Genomic DNA, 21,720 nt, shown 5'->3' with positions numbered 1-21,720 from the left:
GATGAGTAATAGCGCACTAAAACGGTTAAAGAAACCCAACGAGGGTAAAGTTATTAAAGTTTATGCAATAACATTCAGATACGCTTTGATTCAGACGATTTTTTTGTCTTCTGTTGCGTAATTGTTAGGTTTATCTCACCATGGCGAAAGCTGACACGGATTCACATCTCATCAGGAGTAAATATGATTACGCTTTGGGGCAGGAACAACTCGACCAACGTTAAGAAAGTGCTCTGGACGCTCGAGGAGCTGGATTTACCGTTCAATCAAATCATGGCCGGCATGTCGTTCGGCGTAAACAAAGAGGCCGACTATCTGGCCATGAACCCGAACGGCCTGGTGCCGCTGCTGCGCGATGATGAAACAGACGCGACGCTTTGGGAGTCCAACACCATTGTCCGTTACCTCGCCGCGCAGTACGGTCAGAGCCGCCTGTGGGTTGAGAATCCCGCCCGGCGCGCTCAGGGCGAAAAGTGGATGGACTGGGCGAACCAGACGCTGTCCCCGACCCACCGCGTGATCCTGATGGGGCTTATCCGCACGCCGGAAGCTGAACGCGACTATCCCGCAATTCACGCCGCGCAGGATGCCTGCGAAAATCTGTTTGCGATGATGGATGACGAGCTGGCGAAGCACGCCTGGTTCTCCGGCGAGGCGTTCGGCACAGGCGATATCGCCGTGGCACCCTTCGTCTGGAACCTGACCAATATGGGTCTGAAGTGGACGCCGCGCCCTCACCTGGAGCGCTGGCTTAAACAGCTGAGCGATCGCCCGGCTTACCGTAACGTCGTGATGATCCCGGTCACCTGATTACGCGCCGGACGGGCTGACTTTCAACAGTTGCCCGTCCGTCTCGTCGGTCAGGACATACAGATATCCATCCGGCCCGACCCGCACATCGCGAATACGTTTATCCCGGTCGCCCAGAATTCGCCCGTCCTCCGTTACCTTATTGCCCTCCACGCTCAGCACGATAACGTCCTTTTCCTTCAGCGCGCCGATAAACAGCTTGTTTTTCCACTGCGGGAAAACGTCGCTGTTGTAAAACGCCATGCCGCTCACCGCGGGTGAGACTTTCCAGAAGAACAGCGGTTTTTCGGTTCCCTCAACGTGCTCGCCTTTAGCTTCCGGGATTTTCAGGCCGCTGTAGTTAATGCCGTGCGTCGCCAGCGGCCAGCCGTAGTTTTTTCCTTTCTCCGGAATGTTTATCTCATCCCCGCCTCGCGGGCCGTGCTCGTTCAGCCAGAGCGTGTCGCTCCAGGGGTTCATCGCCATCCCCTGCGGGTTGCGAATGCCGTAAGACCAGATTTCGGGTCGCGCACCGGGGGTATTCACAAAGGGGTTATCCGGCGGGACTTTTCCGTCTTCGGTAAGGCGCACCACTTTACCCTGCAATTTATCCAGATCCTGCGCCGTCGGACGCTGATTATTCTCGCCGAGTCCAATAAAGAGAGAGCCTTTGCCGTCGAACACCAGCCGCCCGCCAAAATGGTTACCGGTTGAGAGTTTCGGCATCTGGCGAAACGCCACCTGGAATCCCTCGATGCGGGAATAGTCGTCGCTCAGGCGGCCATAGCCTACCGCCGTGCCGGCTTTGCCGTCATGCCCGGCCTCGGCGTAGCTCAGCCAGACGCGGCGCGACTTCTCAAAATCCGGGGCAAGCACCACATCCAGCAACCCTCCCTGACCGTTTGCCCAGACCTTCGGCACGCCGACAATCGGATCGGAGAGCCCTTTTCCGGCCTGCCAGCGTTTGAGCTGACCACCCTTCAGGGTCACCAGCAGCCCGTCATTATGCGGCAGGAACGCCAGGGACCAGGGGTGATCGAGTCTGTTTTGCAGCACCTCGACCTTCACCGCCTCCGGCGCAGCAAGAAGTGAAAACGGAATGAATAATACAGGCAGGGAAATCAGCGAGGATCGAGGCATAACGCACTCCTTTATCGGCATATGGCATAAAGATTAGCCACTGCGTCCGGGCGCGTTAGCACTTTTACAAAAGCTTAAGCAGAAGGGGGAGTTGCCTCCCCCGGGATCAGTGCTGTTCAAGCTTCTCGTGCTCGTTCAGGCACATGATGCATAGAGAGAGCGTTGTCAGGCAGTTTTCAAGCTTCTCCGCGTTTACGGCGATAAAGTTCGGGCAGTCGTGGCGTCCGTTCATCAGACATACCCCAGCGATGGAGAGCACCTCAGCGGCGCGGCGCAGCGCGATCAGCTCACTTTCGCCGTAATTCGCCTTCAGGGTCGGTGCTTTTTCACGCATGAAATTACAAAGTTCAAACAGGTTATCACGCAGATGTTCGCTTTCGCTGACTGACATATACCCTTTTGCCTTCCTCAACTGCAGGTACGCGGCCAGGTCGATTCGGGCGTTGATCAGCTTGTTCAGCAGATCGCGTTTTAGTCTGTCAACGGTCATGCTCTTTCCTCCTCTGTCAGCCATGGTGCATAGTCAGGATAAGTACATTTTTTGTACAGTTTAATGCCTGGGATCAATTTTTATTAACTGATTAACATTATTTACAATGTTACAACGTCAGCCCGACGCATCCACCTTGCAAAGAGTGTATAAATCCCCCGCGATACGCTGTAAAATCCCGCCCTGATAACTCCATAATTGATGAATTTTTAACCTATGAGCAATGTTACGCACCAGCCGAAAATCGGCTTCGTCTCCCTGGGCTGCCCGAAAAACCTGGTGGATTCAGAACGCATCCTGACCGAACTGCGCACCGAGGGCTATGACGTGGTGCCAAGCTACGACAACGCCGATATGGTGATCGTTAACACCTGCGGGTTTATCGACAGCGCGGTCCAGGAATCACTGGAAGCCATCGGTGAAGCCCTGACGGAAAACGGTAAAGTGATCGTGACCGGCTGTCTGGGCGCGAAAGAAGACCAGATCCGCGAAGTGCACCCGAAGGTGCTGGAGATCACCGGCCCGCACAGCTACGAGCAGGTGCTGCAACATGTTCATCACTACGTGCCAAAACCAAAGCATAACCCGTTCCTGAGCCTGGTGCCGGAACAGGGCGTGAAGCTGACGCCGCGCCACTACGCGTACCTGAAAATTTCCGAAGGCTGCAACCATCGCTGCACCTTCTGCATCATCCCATCCATGCGTGGCGATCTGGTGAGCCGTCCGATTGGCGAAGTGCTGGCTGAAGCCAAACGTCTGGCCGACGCGGGCGTGAAGGAGCTGCTGGTCATCTCCCAGGACACCTCTGCCTACGGCGTGGACGTGAAGCACCGCTCCGGTTTCCACAACGGCGAGCCGGTGAAAACCAGCATGGTTGGCCTGTGCGAGCAGCTGTCCAAACTCGGTATCTGGACGCGCCTGCACTACGTCTACCCGTACCCGCACGTTGACGATGTCATCCCACTGATGGCGGAAGGCAAAATTCTGCCGTACCTGGACATCCCGCTGCAGCACGCGAGCCCGCGTATCCTGAAGCTGATGAAACGTCCTGGCTCCGTTGACCGCCAGCTGGCCCGCATCAAGCAGTGGCGTGAGATCTGCCCGGATCTGACGCTGCGCTCCACCTTTATCGTCGGCTTCCCGGGTGAAACCGAAGAAGACTTCCAGATGCTGCTCGACTTCCTGAAAGAAGCGCGTCTGGACCGCGTCGGCTGCTTCAAGTACAGCCCGGTAGAAGGCGCAACCGCCAACGAGCTGGCGGACCAGGTGCCGGAAGAGGTGAAAGAAGAACGCTGGAACCGCTTCATGCAGCTGCAGCAGCAGATTTCTGCCGAGCGTCTGCAGGAAAAAGTGGGCCGCGAGATCATGGTTATTATCGACGAAGTTGACGAAGAAGGCGCGATTGGCCGCAGCATGGCGGACGCCCCTGAAATCGACGGTGCGGTGTACCTGAACGGCGAAACCAGCGTTAAGCCGGGTGATATTATTCGCGTGAAGGTTGAAAACGCGGACGAGTATGACCTGTGGGGTAGCCGGGTTTAATCTTCCTGCTCCTCTTTTGTAGGCCGGGTAAGGCGTAGCCGCCACCCGGCACATTTCACTGCGCTATCCCTTAATCCTCGGATCCAGCGCGTCGCGCAGACCGTCACCCAGCAGGTTAAACGCCAGCACGGTCAGAAAAATCGCCAGGCTCGGGAAGATCGCCACGTGCGGTGCAATCACCATATCCGCCCTCGCCTCGTTCAGCATCGCGCCCCACTCCGGCGTTGGAGGCTGAGCACCCAACCCTAAAAACGACAGGCTGGCCGCCGAGATAATCGACACGCCGATACGCATGGTGAAATAGACCACGATGGACGACACCGTACCCGGCAGAATATGGCTGAACAGGATGGTGGCGTCGCTGGCCCCCATGCTGCGGGCAGATTCTATAAAGGTCTGCTGTTTCAGCACCAGCGTGTTGCCGCGCACCAGGCGCGCAAACGCCGGAATCGAAAACACCGCGACCGCAATGATGACGTTGGCCATGCCGCTGCCCATGATCGCCACCACCGCAATCGCCAGCAGAATGCCGGGAAAAGCAAACAGCACGTCGCAGATGCGCATGATGATGCGGTCCCACCAGCCTTCGTAATATCCGGCAACGAGCCCCAGCACGGTACCGATGGCCGCGCCGATCAGCACCGCGAACACCCCGGCGGCAAGCGAGATTTGCGCCCCGACCAGCACGCGGCTAAAGATATCGCGCCCGAGGGAGTCCACGCCGAACCAGTGCAGCATCGACGGTCCGTCGTTCAGACGGTCATAGTCAAAATAGTTTTCCGCATCAAATGGCGCCACCCACGGCGCAATCACCGCCACTGCAATAAGCAGCAGCACAAACAGCCCCGCGGTCATCGCGACCGGCTGACGGCGAAAACGCCGCCAGAATTCAGACCACGGGGTGTGGACGTGGTCCGGTTTGAGCCCCGGCATCGCGTTTAAAACGGCCTGACGTCGCCAGTTCAATAATCGCATCTTACTTATACCTGATGGCCGGGTTAATGGCGGCGTAGAGCACGTCCACCACTAAGTTGATAAGAATAAATTCCAGCGAGAAAAGCAGCACTTCCGCCTGAATCACCGGGTAGTCGCGCATCTCGACGGAATCGACCAGCAGGCGTCCCAGCCCCGGCCAGTTGAAGACTTTTTCCACCACGATAGAGCCGCCCAGCAGGAAGCCAAACTGCAGCCCCATCATCGTCACCACCGGGATCATCGCGTTGCGGAACCCGTGCTTGAGAATGACCCACTTCTCGCTGACCCCTTTCGCCCGCGCGGTGCGAATATAATCTTCGCTCAGCACGTCAACGAACGAGGCGCGGGTAAAGCGGGCCATCACGGCCGACACGGCAGCCCCAAGCGTCATGGAAGGCAGGATGTAATGCTTCCAGGTATCGGCCCCGACGGTCGGCAGCCAGCCCAGCTCAACGGAGAAGATCTGCATCAGCAGCATCCCCAGCGCGAACGCCGGGAAGGAGATGCCGGTCACCGCCAGCGCCATGCCGAGCTTGTCCGGCCAGCGGTTGCGCCAGACGGCAGCGACAATACCGGCGCCAAGCCCAAACACGACTGCCCAGCTCATGCTGGCAATCGTCAACCAGAACGTCGGCATAAAGCGGGTGGCGATCTCCTCCGACACCGGACGACGCGACACCATCGAAATACCAAAGTCACCCTGAAGAACGTTGCCAATGTAGTGCAGAAACTGCATATACAGAGGCTGGTCAAGACCCAGCTGTTTACGCACCAGCTCAATGACCGTGGCATCCGCTTCGGGCCCGGCAACCAGACGCGCCGGATCGCCCGGCAGCATATGGACAAACAAAAACACCAGCACCGCCACAATCACCAGCGTCGGAATAAGCCCCAGCAGGCGTTTACAAACATAATTCAGCATGGGCGTTATTTTAAATCCGCATCGTCAAAGCTAAAGCCCGTATCAGGCATGATGTAGAACCCGGTCAACGCTTTGTTATGGGCTGACACCAGTTTCTCCACCACCAGCGGCACCCACGGCGACTCTTTCCAGATGATGTCCTGTGCGTCCTTATAGAGACGAGCTTTCTCGTCCGGTTTAGTGGTTTTCAGCGCATCGGCCAGGTCTTTGTCCACCTGCGGGTTGCTGTAGAACGCGGTGTTGAACAGGGTTGGCGGCCAGTTCTGCGAGGCAAACAGCGGCGACAGCGCCCAGTCGGCTTCACCAGTCGATGCCGACCAGCCGGTGTAGAACATCCGCACGCCGCTCTCTTTCTGCCCTTTCCCCTCCACTTCTGCCGCACGCTGTCCGGCATCCATTGCCGTGACCTGTACCTTGATACCCACCTGCGCCAGCTGCTGCTGGGTAAACTGCAGCACCTTCTGGGCGGTGCTGTGATTATGCGACGACCACAGCGTGGTGCTAAAACCGTTCGGGAAGCCCGCCTCTTTCAGCAGCTCGCGCGCTTTAGCCGGATCGTACGGCCACGGCTGATAGCTTTGCGCATAGGCGATAGCCGGCGGCAGCACGCCGGTGGCCGGGGTGGCATAGCCCGCAAAAGCGACCTTCACCAGCGCCTGACGGTTAATGGCATAGTTAATAGCTTCGCGCACCTTCGGGTTATCGAACGGCTTTTGCGTGACGTTCATGCTGATGTAGCGCTGCATGATCGACGGGCTGGCGACCAGCTCCAGCTTGCTGTTTTTCTGCAAAATGGCGGCCTGCTCATACGGGATCGGGAAGGCAAACTGCGCCTCGCCGGTTTGCAGCATCGCCGCGCGGGTGTTGTTGTCCACCACCGGGCGCCAGGTGATGGTATCCAGCTTCGGCAGCCCCTGCTGCCAGTAGCCCGCGAACTTCTTCACCTTCACAAAATCGGTCTGGTTCCAGGTGAGCAGTTCGTAAGGGCCGGTGCCAACAGGGTGGAAACCGATCTCTTTGCCGTATTTCTGCAGCGCAGCAGGGGAAATCATCGCCGTTGCCGGATGCGCCAGAATATTGATAAACGCGGAGAACGGCTCTTTCAGGGTGATTTTTACCGTCGCCGGGTCGACCACCTCGGTTTTGGCGATGTTTTTATAAAGGTTATAGCGCTTGAGGCTGTTTTCAGGATTGCTGGCGCGATCGAGGTTAATCTTCACCGCCTCCGCATTGAAGTCTGTCCCGTCCTGGAACTTCACGCCGGTTCTGAGCTTGATGGTGTAGACCAGCCCGTTGTCGGACACGGTGTACCCCTCCGCCAGCACGTTTTTGAGCTTCATCTCTTTATCCAGGCCGAACAGGCCCTGGTAGAACGATTTCGCCACCGCCTGAGAGAGCGTGTCGTTGGCGTCATACGGATCGAGCGTGGTGAAATTGGAGCCGACTGCAACCACCACATCTTTGGCAGCGAACGCGGGGGCAGCGGCCAGGGCTGCCGTCACGCTCGCGGCTAACAACCATCTACGCGCTACAAATGTAACCATTGTGTTCTCCTGCCTGTTGTAAGTTATAACCGCGAAAAAGCATTGTCCTGACGCGGGGGAGCGACGAAATGACCCGGCTCGACCTCGCGAAGCGTCACGCGCTCCACGGCCTCGCCGAGTTTATGAATATTGCCCGGCATATCATCCTGCAGCAGCACGCGCTGGCCGTGACGATGCGCGGGATCGGCAACCGGAACCGCCGCAATAAGCTTGCGGGTGTACGGGTGCTGCGGGTTCTCGAACACTGCCCTTCGCGGCCCAATCTCCACGATCTGCCCCATAAACATTACCGCCACGCGATGGCTGATGCGCTCGACCACCGCCATGTCGTGCGAGATAAACAGGAAGGCGATACCCATATCCCGCTGTAAATCAAGCAGCAAATTGATGATTTGCGCCCGGATAGAGACATCCAGCGCAGAGACGGATTCATCCGCAATCACCACTTTCGGGTTCAGCGCCAGCGCGCGGGCGATGCAGATACGCTGTCGCTGTCCGCCGGAAAACTCGTGCGGATAACGCCAGGCGTGCTCCGGCTTCAGGCCGACGCGCTCCAGCAGCCAGGCCACGCGGCGCTGGGCCGCTTCGCCGTCGAGCAAGTTATGCACCCGCAGCGGCTCCATGATCGAATACCCCACCGTATGGCGCGGATCGAGGGAGGCGTACGGATCCTGGAAAATAAACTGGATATCCCGCCGCACCGCCTGCAGCCTGCTGTCCGGAAGGGTATCAATGCGCTCGCCGTTAAAGGTAATGCTGCCTTCCTGTGATTCCACCAGCCGGAGCAACGCGCGCCCGGTGGTGGATTTACCGCAGCCGGACTCCCCCACCAGCGCCAGCGTTTCGCCCGGCCAGAGATCGAAGCTGACGTTTTCCACCGCGTGCACTTCGCGCTTCACGCGGTTCAGTACGCCGCTGCGCAGCGGAAACCGGGTAACCAGATTGCGCACTTCCAGAATGGGTTTGCCCGGCACCACGGTATCCTGCTCGCGCTCATCTTCGTGCGGCTCGGACGCTTCAAGGGAAATCAGCGGGAAACGGCGCGGCAGATCGCTGCCGTTCATCGCCCCCAGTCGCGGGACCGCCGCCAGCAGCGCTTTGGTGTAAGGATGAACCGGCGCGTGAAAAATCTGCTCAACCGGGCCGGTTTCCACCGCGCTGCCCTTGTGCATCACCAGTACGCGATCGGCGATATCGGCAACCACGCCCATATCGTGGGTGATAAAGATCACCCCCATCTCCATCTCCTGCTGCAGCACGTTGATGAGCTGCAGGATCTGCGCCTGAATGGTCACGTCCAGCGCCGTTGTCGGCTCGTCGGCAATGAGCACCGCCGGACGGCAGGAGAGCGCCATGGCAATCATTACCCGCTGGCGCATGCCGCCGGAAAGCTGATGCGGATAGCGGCCCAGAATGGCCTGCGCCTCCGGAATGCGCACCAGCTCAAGCATCCGTCGGGCCTCTTTGAGCGCTTCATCGCCGCTCAGCCCCTGATGCAGGCGGATGGACTCGGCAATTTGCTCCCCGACCGGGAACACCGGGTTCAGAGAGGTCATCGGTTCCTGGAAAATCATGGCAATATCCGCCCCGCGCACGCCCTGCATCTGCGCACCGCTCAGCTCATTTAAATCAATGACCTGCCGGTTACGGCGGCGCAGGAGCATTTTCTCGCTGCTGATTTGCCCGCCCGTCTGTTCCAGCAGGCGCATCAGCGCCAGCGCGGTAACCGATTTCCCGGAACCGGATTCGCCAACAATCGCCAGCGTCTCGCCGCGCCTGAGCGTGAACGATAAATTCTGTACTGCGGGGAAGAACTGCCGCTCTTCCTGAAACGCAATATTCAGCTGATGGACAGCCAATACTTCGCGGTTGTCCAGCTCTTCACTGTGCGGCACGCGCTGCCCCCTTATTCACGATAGATCCCCGTGCTCGGCTCATCGCCGGCATAGCCCCAGGCGCGATACATGCCTTCGCTGTTGAACGGCAGGGCCACGTTGCCCTCACGATCCACCGCAATGAGTCCGCCGACGCCGCCCAGGGCAGGCAGTTTTTCCATCACCACGCGCTCGCAGGCCTCGCTCAGGCTTAAGCCGCCGTAATCCATCAGCGCGGTAATGTCGTAGGCCGCGAGGGCGCGAATAAAAACTTCCCCGGTGCCGGTACACGACACCGCCGCCGTCGCGTTATTGGCATAGCAGCCGGCGCCCGGCAGCGGGCTGTCGCCGACGCGTCCAGGCAGCTTGTTGGTCATCCCACCCGTTGACGTCGCCGCCGCGAGGTTGCCGGCTTTATCGAGCGCCACCGCGCCGACCGTGCCCATTTTGCTGCGCTCATCCAGCGGCGCAGTATGGTCAAGCTGCGTCATGCCCGCCGAACGAGCTTCCAGTAACTGCTGATAGCGCGCTTCCGTTGAAAACAGATCGGGCGATACCGGCTCCATCCCGTGTTCGAAGGCAAAGGTCTCCGCCCCGGCCCCCGTCAGCAGCACGTGCGGACTCTCTTCCATCACCAGACGCGCCGCCAGCACCGGATTACGCAGGTGACTGACGCCCGCCACGGCGCCCGCTTTCAGGGTAATACCGTCCATCACGCAGGCATCCAGCTCGTGCGTTTCATTCCGGGTAAAGACCGAACCGATCCCCGCATTAAATAACGGGCACTCTTCCAGCAGGCGCACCGCCTCGGTGACCACGTCCAGCGCGCTTTCGCCCGCTTCCAGCATTCTCTGGCCCGTTTCCACAATGGCGTACAGCGCGTCGATGTAGCGCTTTTCCTGCTCGGGACTGAGCTGTGCTCGGGTGATTGCCCCGGCGCCACCATGAATTGCGATTACCGCATTAACCATTCGCATCACCCGTTAGCCTGTTTTGCGGCTTTTTCTATAAATATCATTATCGTCGACGAAACTTCAGATGATTTTTGAATATAGAAAGACGTAACAGTGATGTAAAGCGTGCACCCTTCGGTCATACAGTTAGCCGCACTTTTCTGCCATAATGGACGCTTTCGTTGTTACTCCGCAGGAGCCCACCATGGATTTTACCGCCGGACTGATGCCGCTTGAGACGGCACTCACGCAGATGCTTGACCGAGTTTCCCCGCTGCATGACGTAGAGACGCTGCCCCTCGTGCGCTGTTTTGGCCGTATTGCCGCGCGCGATATCGTCTCTCCGCTTAACGTGCCGGGGTTTGATAACTCAGCGATGGACGGTTACGCGGTACGCCTGGCGGATCTCGAGACGGGTAACGCCCTGCTGGTGGCGGGCAAAGCCTTTGCGGGTCAACCGTTTAGCGGTGAATGGCCTGCGGGCACCTGCGTGCGCATCATGACCGGCGCGCCGGTTCCGGCCGGCTGCGACGCCGTGGTGATGCAGGAAGAGACCGAACAGACCGACGACGGCGTGCGTTTTACCGCGAACGTTAAAGCGGGCCAGAACATCCGCCGCACGGGTGAAGATATCACCCTTGGCGCAACGGTCTTTGCCGCCGGACAGAAGCTGACGGTAGGTGAACTGCCGGTGCTGGCCTCGCTCGGCATCGCGGAAGTCGACGTTATCCGCAAAGTGCGCGTCGCCGTCTTCTCCACCGGCGACGAGCTGCAGCTTCCGGGCCAGCCGCTGCAGGACGGCCAGATTTACGACACCAACCGCCTGGCGGTACACCTGATGCTGGAGCAACTGGGCTGCGAGGTGATTAACCTCGGCATCATTCCAGACGACCCGGAAAAACTGCGCGCGGCGTTTATCGAGGCGGATAAATCCGCCGACGTGGTCATCAGCTCCGGCGGCGTCTCCGTGGGCGAAGCGGATTACACCAAAACCCTTCTTGAAGAGCTGGGCGAAATCGCCTTCTGGAAGCTGGCGATCAAGCCGGGCAAGCCGTTCGCGTTTGGCAAGCTTCCACACAGCTGGTTCTGTGGCCTGCCGGGTAATCCGGTCTCGGCGGCACTCACCTTCTACCAGCTGGCGATCCCGCTGCTGGCGAAGCTTTCCGGCAACAGCGCCAGCCCGCTGCCTGAACGCCAGCGCGTGCGTGCCGCCACGTGCCTGAAAAAATCACCGGGCCGCCTCGATTTCCAGCGCGGTATTCTGGCGCGCAGCGCGGACGGCGAGCTCGAAGTGAGTACCACCGGGCACCAGGGCTCACACATTTTCAGCTCCTTCAGCCAGGGCAACTGCTTTATCGTGCTGGAGCGCGAGCGCGGCAACGTGGAAGCCGGCGAATGGGTTGAGATAGAGCGCTTTAACCACCTGTTCGGAGGCTGATATGACGGTGGAGCTGAGCGACCCGGAGATGATGCGCTACAACCGCCAGATTGTGCTGCGCGGGTTTGACTTCGAAGGCCAGGAAGCGCTCAAGGCGGCAAACGTGCTGGTCGTCGGGCTGGGCGGGCTGGGCTGCGCCGCCGCGCAATACCTTGCCGCGGCGGGCGTGGGCAGGATGACGCTGCTGGATTTCGATACCGTGTCGGTGTCCAACCTGCAGCGCCAGACGCTGCACAGCGACGCGACGGTGGGCCAGCCGAAAGTGGAATCCGCAAGGGCTGCGCTGGCGCGCATCAACCCCCACGTTCGGTTCACGCTGATTGACGCAATGCTGGATGACGACGCGCTCTCCGCGCAGATTTCCCGGCACGATCTGGTCCTGGACTGCACCGATAACGTCACCGTCCGTAACCAGCTCAACGCGGGCTGTTTTGCCCATAAAACGCCGCTGGTTTCCGGCGCGGCTATCCGCATGGAGGGGCAAATCAGCGTCTTCACGTACGCCGAGGGTGAACCCTGCTACCGCTGCCTGAGCCGTCTGTTTGGCGAGAATGCGCTGACCTGCGTTGAGGCGGGCGTGATGGCGCCGCTCGTCGGCGTGATTGGCTCATTGCAGGCAATGGAAGCGATCAAGGTGCTGGCGAATTACGGCACGCCGGCAGCGGGGAAAATCGTGATGTATGACGCGATAACCTGCCAGTTCCGCGAGATGAAGCTGATGCGTAACCCGGGGTGTGAGGTGTGCGGAGGTTAAAGCAAACGGCAACCTTCAGGTTGCCGTTTTAGTGTTTGCTCCCTCTCCCTGTGGGAGAGGGTTGGGGTGAGGGCATCAGGCCGCCCCCGTCAAATCGACGTCCTGCCAAACGCCCCCAGCCAGTCCTGCTCAAACTTCACAATTGCAGCCTCTACCGCAGGAGAGGCAATAAACTGCTGCGCCACGTCCAGCGGCAGCGTGATGGACTTGCACCCTGCCAGCAGGCAGTCCAGCGCCTGACGCGGGGTTTTAAAGCTCGCGGCCAGCACCTTTGACTGCGGCGCGTGCAGCGTCAGCAGCTGTTGCAGCTCAGTTACGGTCTGAATCCCGTCCCCGCCCTGCGCGTCCATGCGGTTAACGTAAGGGGCCACATACTCCGCCCCCGCCAGCGCGGACAACATCCCCTGCGCAGCACCGTATACCGCCGTGCCCAGCGTCGGGATCCCTTCCGCTTTTAGCATCTTGATCGCCGCCAGCCCTTCTGCGGTTACCGGCACTTTCACCACCAGATCGTTAATGATGGCGCGAAGCTTACGCGCGTCTTCCACCATCCCTTCGGCGGAGGTCGCCATCACCTGTGCGAACAGACGACCTTTACCACCAAGCGCGTCGTGCAGCGCGGGCAGCAGTTCATCGACCGGCGTTTTACCGGCAGCTACGATGCTTGGATTGGTGGTCACGCCCGCCAGCGGGAAGATACGCGCCAGCTTTTTGACTGCCGCAACGTCAGATGTGTCGAGATAAAGTTCCATGATGTCACCCTCAAAATTAGCCTGCACTTACCCTATCACGACAAAACCTGCTGAAGAGTTGACCTGCATCAAGATAACTTTCATTCGAAAGTAATTTAATCTTCATATGCAAGATGAGAGGCAAAAACATGATCTTCAATATTCAGCGTTACTCTACCCACGACGGCCCCGGTATTCGTACCGTGGTGTTCCTGAAAGGCTGCTCGCTGGGCTGTCGCTGGTGCCAGAACCCGGAAAGCCGCTCCCGCAGCCGGGACGTGCTGTTTGATGCACGTCTGTGCCTGGACGGCTGCGACCTGTGCCAGCAGGCAGCGCCGGGCTGCATCGAACGCGCGCTGAATGGCCCGATCATCCACCGCGAAAAGCTGAGTGAAGAGAAGCTTAACGCCCTCACCGACTGCTGCCCGACGCAGGCGCTGACCGTCTGTGGCGAAGAACAGCATGTCGAGGAGATCATGGCGACCGTACTGCGCGACAAGCCCTTCTACGACCGCAGCGGTGGCGGGATCACCCTCTCCGGCGGCGAGCCGTTTATGAACCCGGATCTGGCGCAGGCCCTGTTTAAAGCCAGCCTTGACCAGGGGATCCACACCGCCGTCGAAACCTGCCTTCACGTGCCGTGGCACTATATCGAGCCGTCATTACCGTACGTCGATCTGTTCCTCGCAGACCTGAAGCATGTCGACGGTGACCTTTTCAAGCAGTGGACGGACGGTTCGGCTAAGCGCATCCTGGATAACCTAAAACGCCTGGCCGCCGCAGGGAAAAACATCACCATCCGCGTACCGCTCATCCAGGGCTTCAACGCAGATGAAGCCTCCATAACCGCCATCACCAACTTCGCTGCCGATGAACTCGGCGTCGACGATATTCATTTTCTGCCGTATCACACGCTGGGCATGAACAAATACACCCTGCTCGGCCAACCCTACTCTGCCCCTGACAAACCGCTGGATAACCCTGCTCTGCTGGACTTTGCGCAGCAGTACGCCCGCCAGAAAGGGTTAACCGCGACCTTACGAGGATAAACTTATGACCACTCTGAATCTCAATACCCTCAGCGAACGCATTAAGGCGCACAAAACGGCCCTGGTGCATATCGTCAAGCCGCCAGTCTGTACCGAGCGCGCGCAGCATTACACCGAAATGTACCAGCAGCACATGGACAAGCCGATCCCGGTGCGTCGCGCTCTGGCGCTGGCGCATCACCTGGCCGAACGTACCATCTGGATCAAACACGACGAGCTGATTATCGGTAACCAGGCAAGCGAGGTGCGCGCCGCGCCGATCTTCCCGGAATACACCGTCTCCTGGATTGAGAAAGAGATCGACGACCTGGCAGACCGCCCGGGCGCGGGCTTTGCGGTGAGCGAACAGAACAAGCGTGTGCTGCACGAGATCTGCCCTTGGTGGCGCGGCCAGACGGTGCAGGATCGCTGCTACGGCATGTTCACCGACGAGCAGAAAGGCCTGCTGGAAACCGGCATCATCAAAGCCGAAGGCAACATGACCTCAGGCGACGCGCACCTGGCGGTGAACTTCCCGCTGGTGCTGGAGAAAGGTCTCGACGGCCTGCGCGCCAAAGTGGCCGAACGCCGCTCGCGCATCAACCTGACGGTGCTGGAAGACCTGCACGGCGATCAGTTCCTGAAGGCGATCGATATCGTGCTGGAAGCGGTAAGCCTGCACATCAAACGTTTTGCCGACCTGGCGCGCGAAATGGCCGCGACCGAAACCCGCGTAAGCCGCCGCGACGAGCTGCTGGCAATGGCGGAAAACTGCGACGTGATTGCCCACGAGCCGCCGAAAACCTTCTGGCAGGCGCTGCAGCTGTGCTACTTCATTCAGCTGATCCTGCAGATTGAGTCCAACGGCCACTCCGTTTCCTTTGCGCGTATGGACCAGTATCTCTATCCGTACTACCGCCGCGACGTGGAGCTGAACCAGAGTCTCGACCGCGAGCACGCCATTGAGCTGCTGCACAGCTGCTGGCTGAAGCTGCTGGAAGTGAACAAGATCCGATCTGGCTCGCACTCCAAAGCCTCTGCCGGTAGCCCGCTGTACCAGAACGTCACCATCGGCGGCCAGAAGCTGGTCAACGGTGAGCCGATGGACGCGGTGAACCCGCTCTCCTACGCGATCCTGGAGTCCTGCGGTCGCCTGCGCTCCACCCAGCCGAACCTGAGCGTGCGCTATCACGCGGGCATGAGCAACGACTTCCTCGATGCGTGCGTGCAGGTGATCCGCTGCGGCTTCGGGATGCCGGCGTTCAACAACGATGAAATCGTCATTCCGGAATTCATCAAGCTCGGCGTTGAGCGCGACGACGCCTACGACTACGCGGCCATTGGCTGTATCGAAACCGCAGTGGGCGGCAAGTGGGGCTATCGCTGCACCGGCATGAGCTTCATCAACTTCGCCCGCGTGATGCTGGCCGCGCTGGAAGGCGGCCGCGACGCCACCAGCGGCAAGGTATTCCTGCCGCAGGAGAAAGCGCTCTCTGCAGGTAACTTCGATAATTTCGAGGAGGTGATGGCGGCGTGGGATAGCCAGATCCGCTACTACACCCGCAAGTCCATTGAGATTGAGTACGTGGTGGACACCATGCTGGAAGAGAACGTCCACGATATTCTCTGCTCGGCGCTGGTGGACGACTGCATCGAGCGCGCGAAAAGCATCAAGCAGGGCGGCGCGAAGTATGACTGGGTATCCGGCCTGCAGGTGGGTATCGCCAATCTCGGCAACAGCCTGGCAGCGGTGAAAAAGCTGGTGTTCGAACAGGGCACTATCGGCCAACAGCAGCTGGCGGCGGCGCTGGCGGATGACTTCGACGGGCTGACTCACGAGCAGCTGCGTCAACGTCTGATTAACGGCGCGCCGAAGTACGGTAACGACGATGACAGCGTGGATATGCTGCTGACCCGTGCTTATCAGACCTACATTGAAGAGCTTAAGCAGTACCACAACCCTCGCTACGGCCGCGGCCCGATTGGCGGTAACTACTACGCGGGCACGTCGTCCATCTCCGCAAACGTGCCGTTTGGCGCGGCGACGATGGCAACGCCGGACGGACGTAAGGCACACACGCCGCTGGCGGAAGGGGCTAGCCCGGCTTCCGGTACCGACCACCTTGGCCCGACGGCGGTAATTGGCTCGGTGGGCAAACTGCCGACGGAAGCGATTCTCGGCGGCGTGCTGCTGAACCAGAAGCTGAATCCGTCAACGCTGGAAAACGACAGCGATCGCCAGAAGCTGATGGTGCTGCTGCGGACCTTCTTCGAGGTGCATAAGGGCTGGCATATTCAGTACAACATTGTCTCCCGCGAAACGCTGCTGGAGGCGAAGAAACACCCTGACCAGTATCGTGACCTGGTGGTGCGCGTCGCGGGTTACTCGGCGTTCTTCACCGCCCTGTCGCCGGATGCGCAGGACGATATTATTGCCCGTACTGAGCATACGCTGTAACGGTGCATCCCCTCAGGGGAAAAGCGCACGCTGATGCCCTCACCCCGACCCTCTCCCACGGGGAGAGGGAGAAAACACTAAAAACGGCAACCTCGATTGCCGTTTCGTTTTTACTTTCGAATGAAATTAAATTTGTGCTCCCCGTCACCTTGTTATTAGAATGTTTCAAAACGCAGTGACCCAGGAGCACAGTATGACCGTTAAAGTTATCGTCACCGATATGGACGGAACTTTCCTTGATGATGCCAAGCAGTACGATCGTGACCGCTTCGAGGCACAGTTTGAACAGCTTAAAGCCCGCGATATTGAATTCGTTGTCGCCAGCGGCAACCAGTATTACCAGCTCATCTCCTTCTTTCCAGAGCTAAAAGATCGGATCTCCTTCGTGGCGGAAAACGGCGCGCTGGTGTTCGACCGCGGAGAACAGATTTTTCACGGCGAGCTGACCCGCCATGAATCGCAGATCGTGATTGGCGAACTGCTGAAAGACAAAGGCCTGAACTTCGTGGCCTGCGGGCTGGAGAGCGCCTACGTCAGCGACAAAGCCCCGGACGCCTTTGTGGCGCTGATGTCAAAGCACTACCACCGCTTAAAGCGCATCAGCGATTACCGCGACATTGACGACGTGCTGTTTAAGTTCTCCCTGAACCTGCCGGACAGCGATATTCCGACGCTGGTGGATAAGCTGCACGTCTCCCTGGACGGCATCATGAAGCCGGTCACCAGCGGCTTTGGGTTTGTCGATTTGATTATCCCCGGCCTGCACAAAGCCAACGGCATCAGCCGTCTGCTGAAGCGCTGGAAAATCTCCCCTCAGGAGTGCGTGGCCATTGGCGACAGCGGCAATGATGCCGAGATGCTGAAGCTGGTAAAATATTCCTTTGCGATGGGTAACGCGGCGGAAAGCATCAAAGAAATCAGCCGCTACAGCACCGACGACAACAACCATCAGGGCGCGCTGAACGTCATTCAGGCCGTGCTCGACAACCATTCCCCGTTCGACGCCTGATCTTCTCCTCGCCGGAGCCTTGCTCCGGCAGCCTGACTCTTTTCCCGTCCTGTGGCTTGCGTCAAGTTTTTAAACTTGCATTAACTTAATTTTAACTTAAAGTATCACTTGTAGACACTTTTACTTTCGAATGAAAGATGTGAGGCAGTTATGACCTTTACCAGTGAAACTTTACCGGCGGATCACAAAGCGGCAATCCGTCAGTTGAAACGTGAGCTGCGCGCGCAGATCGGCGACGTGCAGGCGGTGTTCAATAAGCTCAGCGATAAAATTGCCACCCGCGTGGCGGAAATCAACGCTCTTAAGAACAAAGGCGAATCCGTCTGGCCGGTGATTCCGTTTGCGGATGTGAAAAACGGCACGATTACCAACGCACAGCGCGAAGCCGTTAAACGCCGCGGCTGCGCGGTGATTAAAGGTCACTTCCCCCGCGAGCAGGCGCTGGCGTGGGATCAGTCGATGCTCGACTACCTCGATCTGAACAAGTTTGACGAAGTGTACAAAGGGCCTGGCGATAACTTCTTCGGCACCTTAACGGCCTCCCGTCCGGAGATTTACCCGATCTACTGGTCGCAGGCGCAAATGCAGGCGCGTCAGAGCGAAGAGATGGCGCAGGTGCAGTCGTTCCTGAACCGTTTATGGACGTTCGAGAGCAACGGCAAGCAGTGGTTCGACCCGGACGTGAGCGTGATTTATCCGGACCGTATTCGCCGCCGTCCGCCGGGAACCACCTCGAAAGGACTCGGCGCCCATACCGACTCCGGCGCGCTGGAGCGCTGGCTGCTGCCGGCCTATCAGCAGGTCTTTGCCCGCGTGTTTGACGGCAACGTCGAGAAATACGATCCGTGGAACGCCGCGCACCGTACCGAAGTGGAAGAGTATACCGTCGATAACACCACCAAATGCTCGGTATTCCGCACCTTCCAGGGCTGGACGGCGCTGTCGGACATGATCCCCGGTCAGGGGCTGCTGCACGTGGTGCCAATCCCGGAAGCGATGGCGTACATTCTGCTGCGTCCGCTGCTGGACGACGTGCCGGAAGACGAGCTGTGCGGCGTGGCGCCGGGGCGCGTGCTGCCGGTTTCCGAGAAGTGGCACCCGCTGCTCATCGAAGCATTAAGCAGCATTCCGGCACTCGACGCGGGCGATTCCGTGTGGTGGCACTGCGATGTGATCCACTCCGTCGCGCCGGTGGAAAATCAGCAGGGCTGGGGCAACGTGATGTACATTCCTGCCGCGCCGATGTGCGAGAAGAACCTCGCGTACGCCAAAAAGGTCAAGGAAGCGCTTAAAACCGGCGCGTCACCGGGAGATTTCCCGCGCGAAGATTATGAAAAGAGCTGGCAGGACCGCTTTACCGTGAACGATCTCAACATCCACGGCAAGCGCGCGCTGGGCATGGTTTAACTGTCATACAAACCTTCCCGCTCAACGGCGGTGCGTCGTTTCCCCTGACGTATCCGCCGTACCGATTCCCGCACGGCCAGCGTGCCGTTAAGCAGTAACGTCCCCACCGGCGCGTCCGGGCGCATGAGCCGCTGCTGGAGCATATAAACCGCTTCCGTTCCCAGCTCATCGCGGGGAACGTGCACGGCCGTTAATGGAACATCCTGGATTGCCGCCAGGTTAAACCCGTCAATGCTCATCACCGACACGTCCTGCGGCACGCGCAATCCTCTTTTTTGCAATGCGCTGATGGTGCCCGCCGCCATAAAATCGCCGCCAACCAAAAATGCGGTTGGCAAATCCTTGCCCTGCATTTCGCTGAGCCAGCTGCTGACTACCTGTTCACTTTCGCGTGCGCTGAAGCTGGGGACCACCAGCAGATCGCGCTTGTCGCTGAATTTCAGGTTGTGAGACTGCCACGCGTCGCGGATCCCCGCCAGGCGAAGCTCCATGGTATAGCGGCGCAGGCACAGCACGCTCATTACCTCACGGTGTCCCATCTCAAACAGATATTCCGCCGCCCGCTCGCCAATGGCGCGATGATCCGGCGCGACGGCAGGCAGGCGCATGTGGCGGTCACGGCAGTTAATCAGCATGCAGGGTTTGCCGACATCCACAGCCAGATCGTGGATATGCGGGTCGTCGATGCCAAGAAGGATTGCCGCCTGGGTATCCGCCTCGTTCATGCGCGCCAGAAACAGCTGGGCATCGCTATCGTTCTCTTCCAGCGCGCAGTAGCGCAGGCGCACATCGTGGGATGCAAGGCCTTTACTCACGCTCTGGATCACACGGTAGTAAAAGATGTCGGACCGCTCGTCGAACGCACGCTGAGGGGCAAAAACCATCAGGCTATTGAGCAGCAATCGTCCCGCCGCCATAGCCTCCATCACCCCTAGCTCCCGCGCGCACGCCAGCACCTTTGCGCGCGCCTTTTCGCTGGTATTCGCTTTTCCCGCCAGCACCCGCGACACGGTGCTGATCGAGAGCTGCGTGCGGGCCGCGATTTCGGTGATTTTTAGCCTTTTGTCCATTTTGTGATCTGGCTCCATTTGCGAAATGAAAAAATTTTCATAGCGTATTCGTCAGGCAATAACTGACATAAATACCATCTTGCCAGAGGCTTTTCGTCAGTTATGAGAAATTTTGCACAAAATCCACTTTTGCCCACTCATTTTCTTCCTTAAGGTGAACTTGTCACACAACTTCCATACTAGTTGTATACCAGATTAAGAATTTTAAACGGATAAAAATCAAAGTCATAAAAATCCGTGTGACACCTGAACCTCCGTCCCCTTACCGTCCGTCTTGTGGAGAGTAAAATGAGTCAGGACATCAATAACACCGTTGCGACAAGCAAAACCCGTCGCGTCATCAAGAACCTGCGCTGGTACGTGCTGGTGCTGTTCTTACTTGGCGTTACCGTTAACTACATCACCCGAAACTCGCTCGGGATCCTCGCCCCGGAACTGAAAGAGAGCCTCGGGATCACCACCGAGCAGTACTCCTGGATCGTAGGAGCTTTCCAGATCGCCTACACCATTTTCCAGCCCCTGTGCGGCTGGCTGATTGACGTCATTGGCCTGAAGATTGGCTTTATGGTCTGCGCCGGGATCTGGGCTCTGATGTGTATTTTCCACGCGGGTGCCGGAAGCTGGCTGCACCTGGCCATTCTGCGCTTCTTTATGGGTGCCTCTGAGGCCGCCGCTACCCCGGCGAACGCCAAAACCATCGGCGAATGGTTCCCGAAATCAGAGCGTCCCGTTGCTGCCGGCTGGGCGGGCGTGGGCTTCTCCATCGGCGCGATGCTGGCTCCGCCTATCATCTACTTTGCTCACGCCTCGTTTGGCTGGCAGGGCGCGTTTATGTTTACCGGCGTGCTGGCGCTGCTGTGGGTGATCCTGTGGTGGGCGTTCTACCACAACCCGGAGCAGCACCCGAACCTGAGCAAGGACGAGCTGGCGTTTATCAAGCAGGACAACGAACCGCCTGCGGTGAAGCTGCCCTTCCTTACCGCGCTGAAAACCGTCTCGAAAAACAAACGCTTCTACGGTATCGCCATCCCGGCCTTTATGGCGGAACCGGCCTGGGCGGTGCTGAGCTTCTGGGTACCGCTGTACCTCGCCAAAGAGCACGGCATGGACCTGAAGCAGATTGCGATGTTTGCCTGGCTGCCGTTCCTCGCCGCCGACCTCGGCAGCGTGGCGAGCGGCTACCTGACGCGTCTGTACACCCGCATGTTCGGCTGCTCACGCGTTAACTCGGTCGTCGCCAGCTCCGTGACGGGCGCGTTCCTGATGATCTCTCTGGCGATCGTGGCCATTACCCGCGACCCGTATATCACCATCGTGCTGATCTCCATCGGCGGTTTCGGGCACCAGATTATTTCCTGCATGCTGAGCGCCCTGGTCGTGGAGTCGTTCGACAAAGGTCAGATGGCGACCGTCAACGGCATGCGCGGCTCGGCGGCGTGGATCGCCAGCTTCCTGTTCTCCCTGTTAATCGGTGTGACCGCCGACAAAATCGGCTTTAACCCGCTCTTTATCGCCATGGGCTTCTTTGACCTGATTGGCGCCGTCTTCCTGGTAGCATTTATTGCTGAACGTCGCGCCAAGCGCGCCTGATAGTGG

The 21,720-nt window shown here is 58.9% G+C and carries 18 protein-coding genes; 9 read left to right on the top strand and 9 right to left on the bottom strand.

Annotated elements, in window-relative coordinates:
* Positions 1 to 183: 183 nt before the first annotated feature.
* The gene (locus tag ACW9E7_RS05510) at positions 184 to 810 is read left to right on the top strand and encodes a glutathione S-transferase family protein (RefSeq protein ID WP_458727377.1); all 627 of its coding nucleotides are present in this window, start codon (positions 184 to 186) and stop codon (positions 808 to 810) included.
* Here the strand turns inward: ACW9E7_RS05510 and ACW9E7_RS05505 are convergent, their stop codons facing one another.
* Both ACW9E7_RS05505 and bssR read right to left on the bottom strand, forming a co-directional pair.
* A complete protein-coding gene (locus tag ACW9E7_RS05505; RefSeq protein ID WP_458727376.1) occupies positions 811 to 1,929 on the bottom strand; it encodes a PQQ-dependent sugar dehydrogenase in 1,119 nt (372 codons plus the stop codon).
* A 106-nt stretch (positions 1,930 to 2,035) separates the two neighbouring features.
* A complete protein-coding gene (bssR, locus tag ACW9E7_RS05500; RefSeq protein WP_111963863.1) occupies positions 2,036 to 2,419 on the bottom strand; it encodes a biofilm formation regulator BssR in 384 nt (127 codons plus the stop codon).
* Between the two features lie 216 nt (positions 2,420 to 2,635).
* Between bssR and rimO the strand changes: the two genes are divergently transcribed.
* Positions 2,636 to 3,961: a 30S ribosomal protein S12 methylthiotransferase RimO gene (gene rimO, locus ACW9E7_RS05495; protein WP_023335043.1), complete on the top strand. Its 1,326-nt coding sequence runs from the start codon at positions 2,636 to 2,638 to the stop codon at positions 3,959 to 3,961.
* A 63-nt stretch (positions 3,962 to 4,024) separates the two neighbouring features.
* Here the strand turns inward: rimO and gsiD are convergent, their stop codons facing one another.
* From gsiD to iaaA, 5 genes are read right to left on the bottom strand one after another with little or no spacing between them, the layout of a single operon-like run.
* On the bottom strand, positions 4,025 to 4,936 hold the full coding sequence (gene gsiD, locus ACW9E7_RS05490; RefSeq protein WP_115874579.1) for a glutathione ABC transporter permease GsiD: 912 nt from the start codon (positions 4,934 to 4,936) through the stop codon (positions 4,025 to 4,027).
* Position 4,937: 1 nt separating this feature from the next.
* The gene (gene gsiC, locus ACW9E7_RS05485) at positions 4,938 to 5,858 is read right to left on the bottom strand and encodes a glutathione ABC transporter permease GsiC (RefSeq protein ID WP_458727375.1); all 921 of its coding nucleotides are present in this window, start codon (positions 5,856 to 5,858) and stop codon (positions 4,938 to 4,940) included.
* Positions 5,859 to 5,863: 5 nt separating this feature from the next.
* A complete protein-coding gene (gsiB, locus tag ACW9E7_RS05480; protein WP_115874577.1) occupies positions 5,864 to 7,402 on the bottom strand; it encodes a glutathione ABC transporter substrate-binding protein GsiB in 1,539 nt (512 codons plus the stop codon).
* A gap of 23 nt (positions 7,403 to 7,425) precedes the next feature.
* The gene (gsiA, locus tag ACW9E7_RS05475) at positions 7,426 to 9,297 is read right to left on the bottom strand and encodes a glutathione ABC transporter ATP-binding protein GsiA (protein ID WP_458727374.1); all 1,872 of its coding nucleotides are present in this window, start codon (positions 9,295 to 9,297) and stop codon (positions 7,426 to 7,428) included.
* An 11-nt stretch (positions 9,298 to 9,308) separates the two neighbouring features.
* Positions 9,309 to 10,247, bottom strand: a complete 939-nt coding sequence (gene iaaA, locus ACW9E7_RS05470; protein WP_115876043.1) for a beta-aspartyl-peptidase — start codon at positions 10,245 to 10,247, stop codon at positions 9,309 to 9,311.
* A gap of 187 nt (positions 10,248 to 10,434) precedes the next feature.
* Here iaaA and moeA point away from each other — a divergent pair, with 187 nt between their 5' ends.
* Together moeA and moeB are read left to right on the top strand one after the other, a co-directional pair.
* Positions 10,435 to 11,667 (top strand): molybdopterin molybdotransferase MoeA, encoded by a 1,233-nt coding sequence (moeA, locus tag ACW9E7_RS05465; protein WP_458727373.1) that lies wholly within the window; start codon positions 10,435 to 10,437, stop codon positions 11,665 to 11,667.
* A 1-nt stretch (position 11,668) separates the two neighbouring features.
* Positions 11,669 to 12,421: a molybdopterin-synthase adenylyltransferase MoeB gene (gene moeB / locus ACW9E7_RS05460; RefSeq protein WP_143344865.1), complete on the top strand. Its 753-nt coding sequence runs from the start codon at positions 11,669 to 11,671 to the stop codon at positions 12,419 to 12,421.
* An 89-nt stretch (positions 12,422 to 12,510) separates the two neighbouring features.
* Here the strand turns inward: moeB and fsa are convergent, their stop codons facing one another.
* The gene (gene fsa / locus ACW9E7_RS05455) at positions 12,511 to 13,173 is read right to left on the bottom strand and encodes a fructose-6-phosphate aldolase (RefSeq protein ID WP_458727372.1); all 663 of its coding nucleotides are present in this window, start codon (positions 13,171 to 13,173) and stop codon (positions 12,511 to 12,513) included.
* Between the two features lie 128 nt (positions 13,174 to 13,301).
* Here fsa and ACW9E7_RS05450 point away from each other — a divergent pair, with 128 nt between their 5' ends.
* The 4 genes from ACW9E7_RS05450 (at position 13,302) to ACW9E7_RS05435 (ending at position 19,054) form a co-directional block, all read left to right on the top strand.
* Complete coding sequence (locus ACW9E7_RS05450; RefSeq protein WP_458727371.1) at positions 13,302 to 14,201, top strand: glycyl-radical enzyme activating protein; 900 nt, start codon at positions 13,302 to 13,304, stop codon at positions 14,199 to 14,201.
* A gap of 4 nt (positions 14,202 to 14,205) precedes the next feature.
* The gene (locus ACW9E7_RS05445; RefSeq protein WP_133294057.1) at positions 14,206 to 16,638 is read left to right on the top strand and encodes a formate C-acetyltransferase/glycerol dehydratase family glycyl radical enzyme; all 2,433 of its coding nucleotides are present in this window, start codon (positions 14,206 to 14,208) and stop codon (positions 16,636 to 16,638) included.
* Between the two features lie 193 nt (positions 16,639 to 16,831).
* A complete protein-coding gene (locus tag ACW9E7_RS05440; protein WP_458727370.1) occupies positions 16,832 to 17,647 on the top strand; it encodes a Cof-type HAD-IIB family hydrolase in 816 nt (271 codons plus the stop codon).
* 150 nt (positions 17,648 to 17,797) lie between these two features.
* A complete protein-coding gene (locus ACW9E7_RS05435) occupies positions 17,798 to 19,054 on the top strand; it encodes a DUF1479 domain-containing protein (protein ID WP_248173125.1) in 1,257 nt (418 codons plus the stop codon).
* Here the strand turns inward: ACW9E7_RS05435 and ACW9E7_RS05430 are convergent.
* Positions 19,051 to 20,124 carry a LacI family DNA-binding transcriptional regulator gene (locus ACW9E7_RS05430; RefSeq protein WP_458727369.1) on the bottom strand — a complete coding sequence of 358 codons (1,074 nt, stop codon included), beginning with the start codon at positions 20,122 to 20,124 and terminating at the stop codon, positions 19,051 to 19,053. The genes ACW9E7_RS05435 and ACW9E7_RS05430 overlap by 4 nt on opposite strands.
* 288 nt (positions 20,125 to 20,412) lie before the next feature.
* Here ACW9E7_RS05430 and ACW9E7_RS05425 point away from each other — a divergent pair, with 288 nt between their 5' ends.
* Complete coding sequence (locus ACW9E7_RS05425; RefSeq protein WP_127730155.1) at positions 20,413 to 21,714, top strand: MFS transporter; 1,302 nt, start codon at positions 20,413 to 20,415, stop codon at positions 21,712 to 21,714.
* Positions 21,715 to 21,720 lie beyond the last annotated feature (6 nt).

The sequence above is a fragment of the Enterobacter sp. H2G27 genome, from assembly GCF_054403075.1.
The sequence above is the reverse complement of the archived record's forward strand: the minus strand, read 5'-3'. Positions and strand labels throughout refer to the sequence as shown.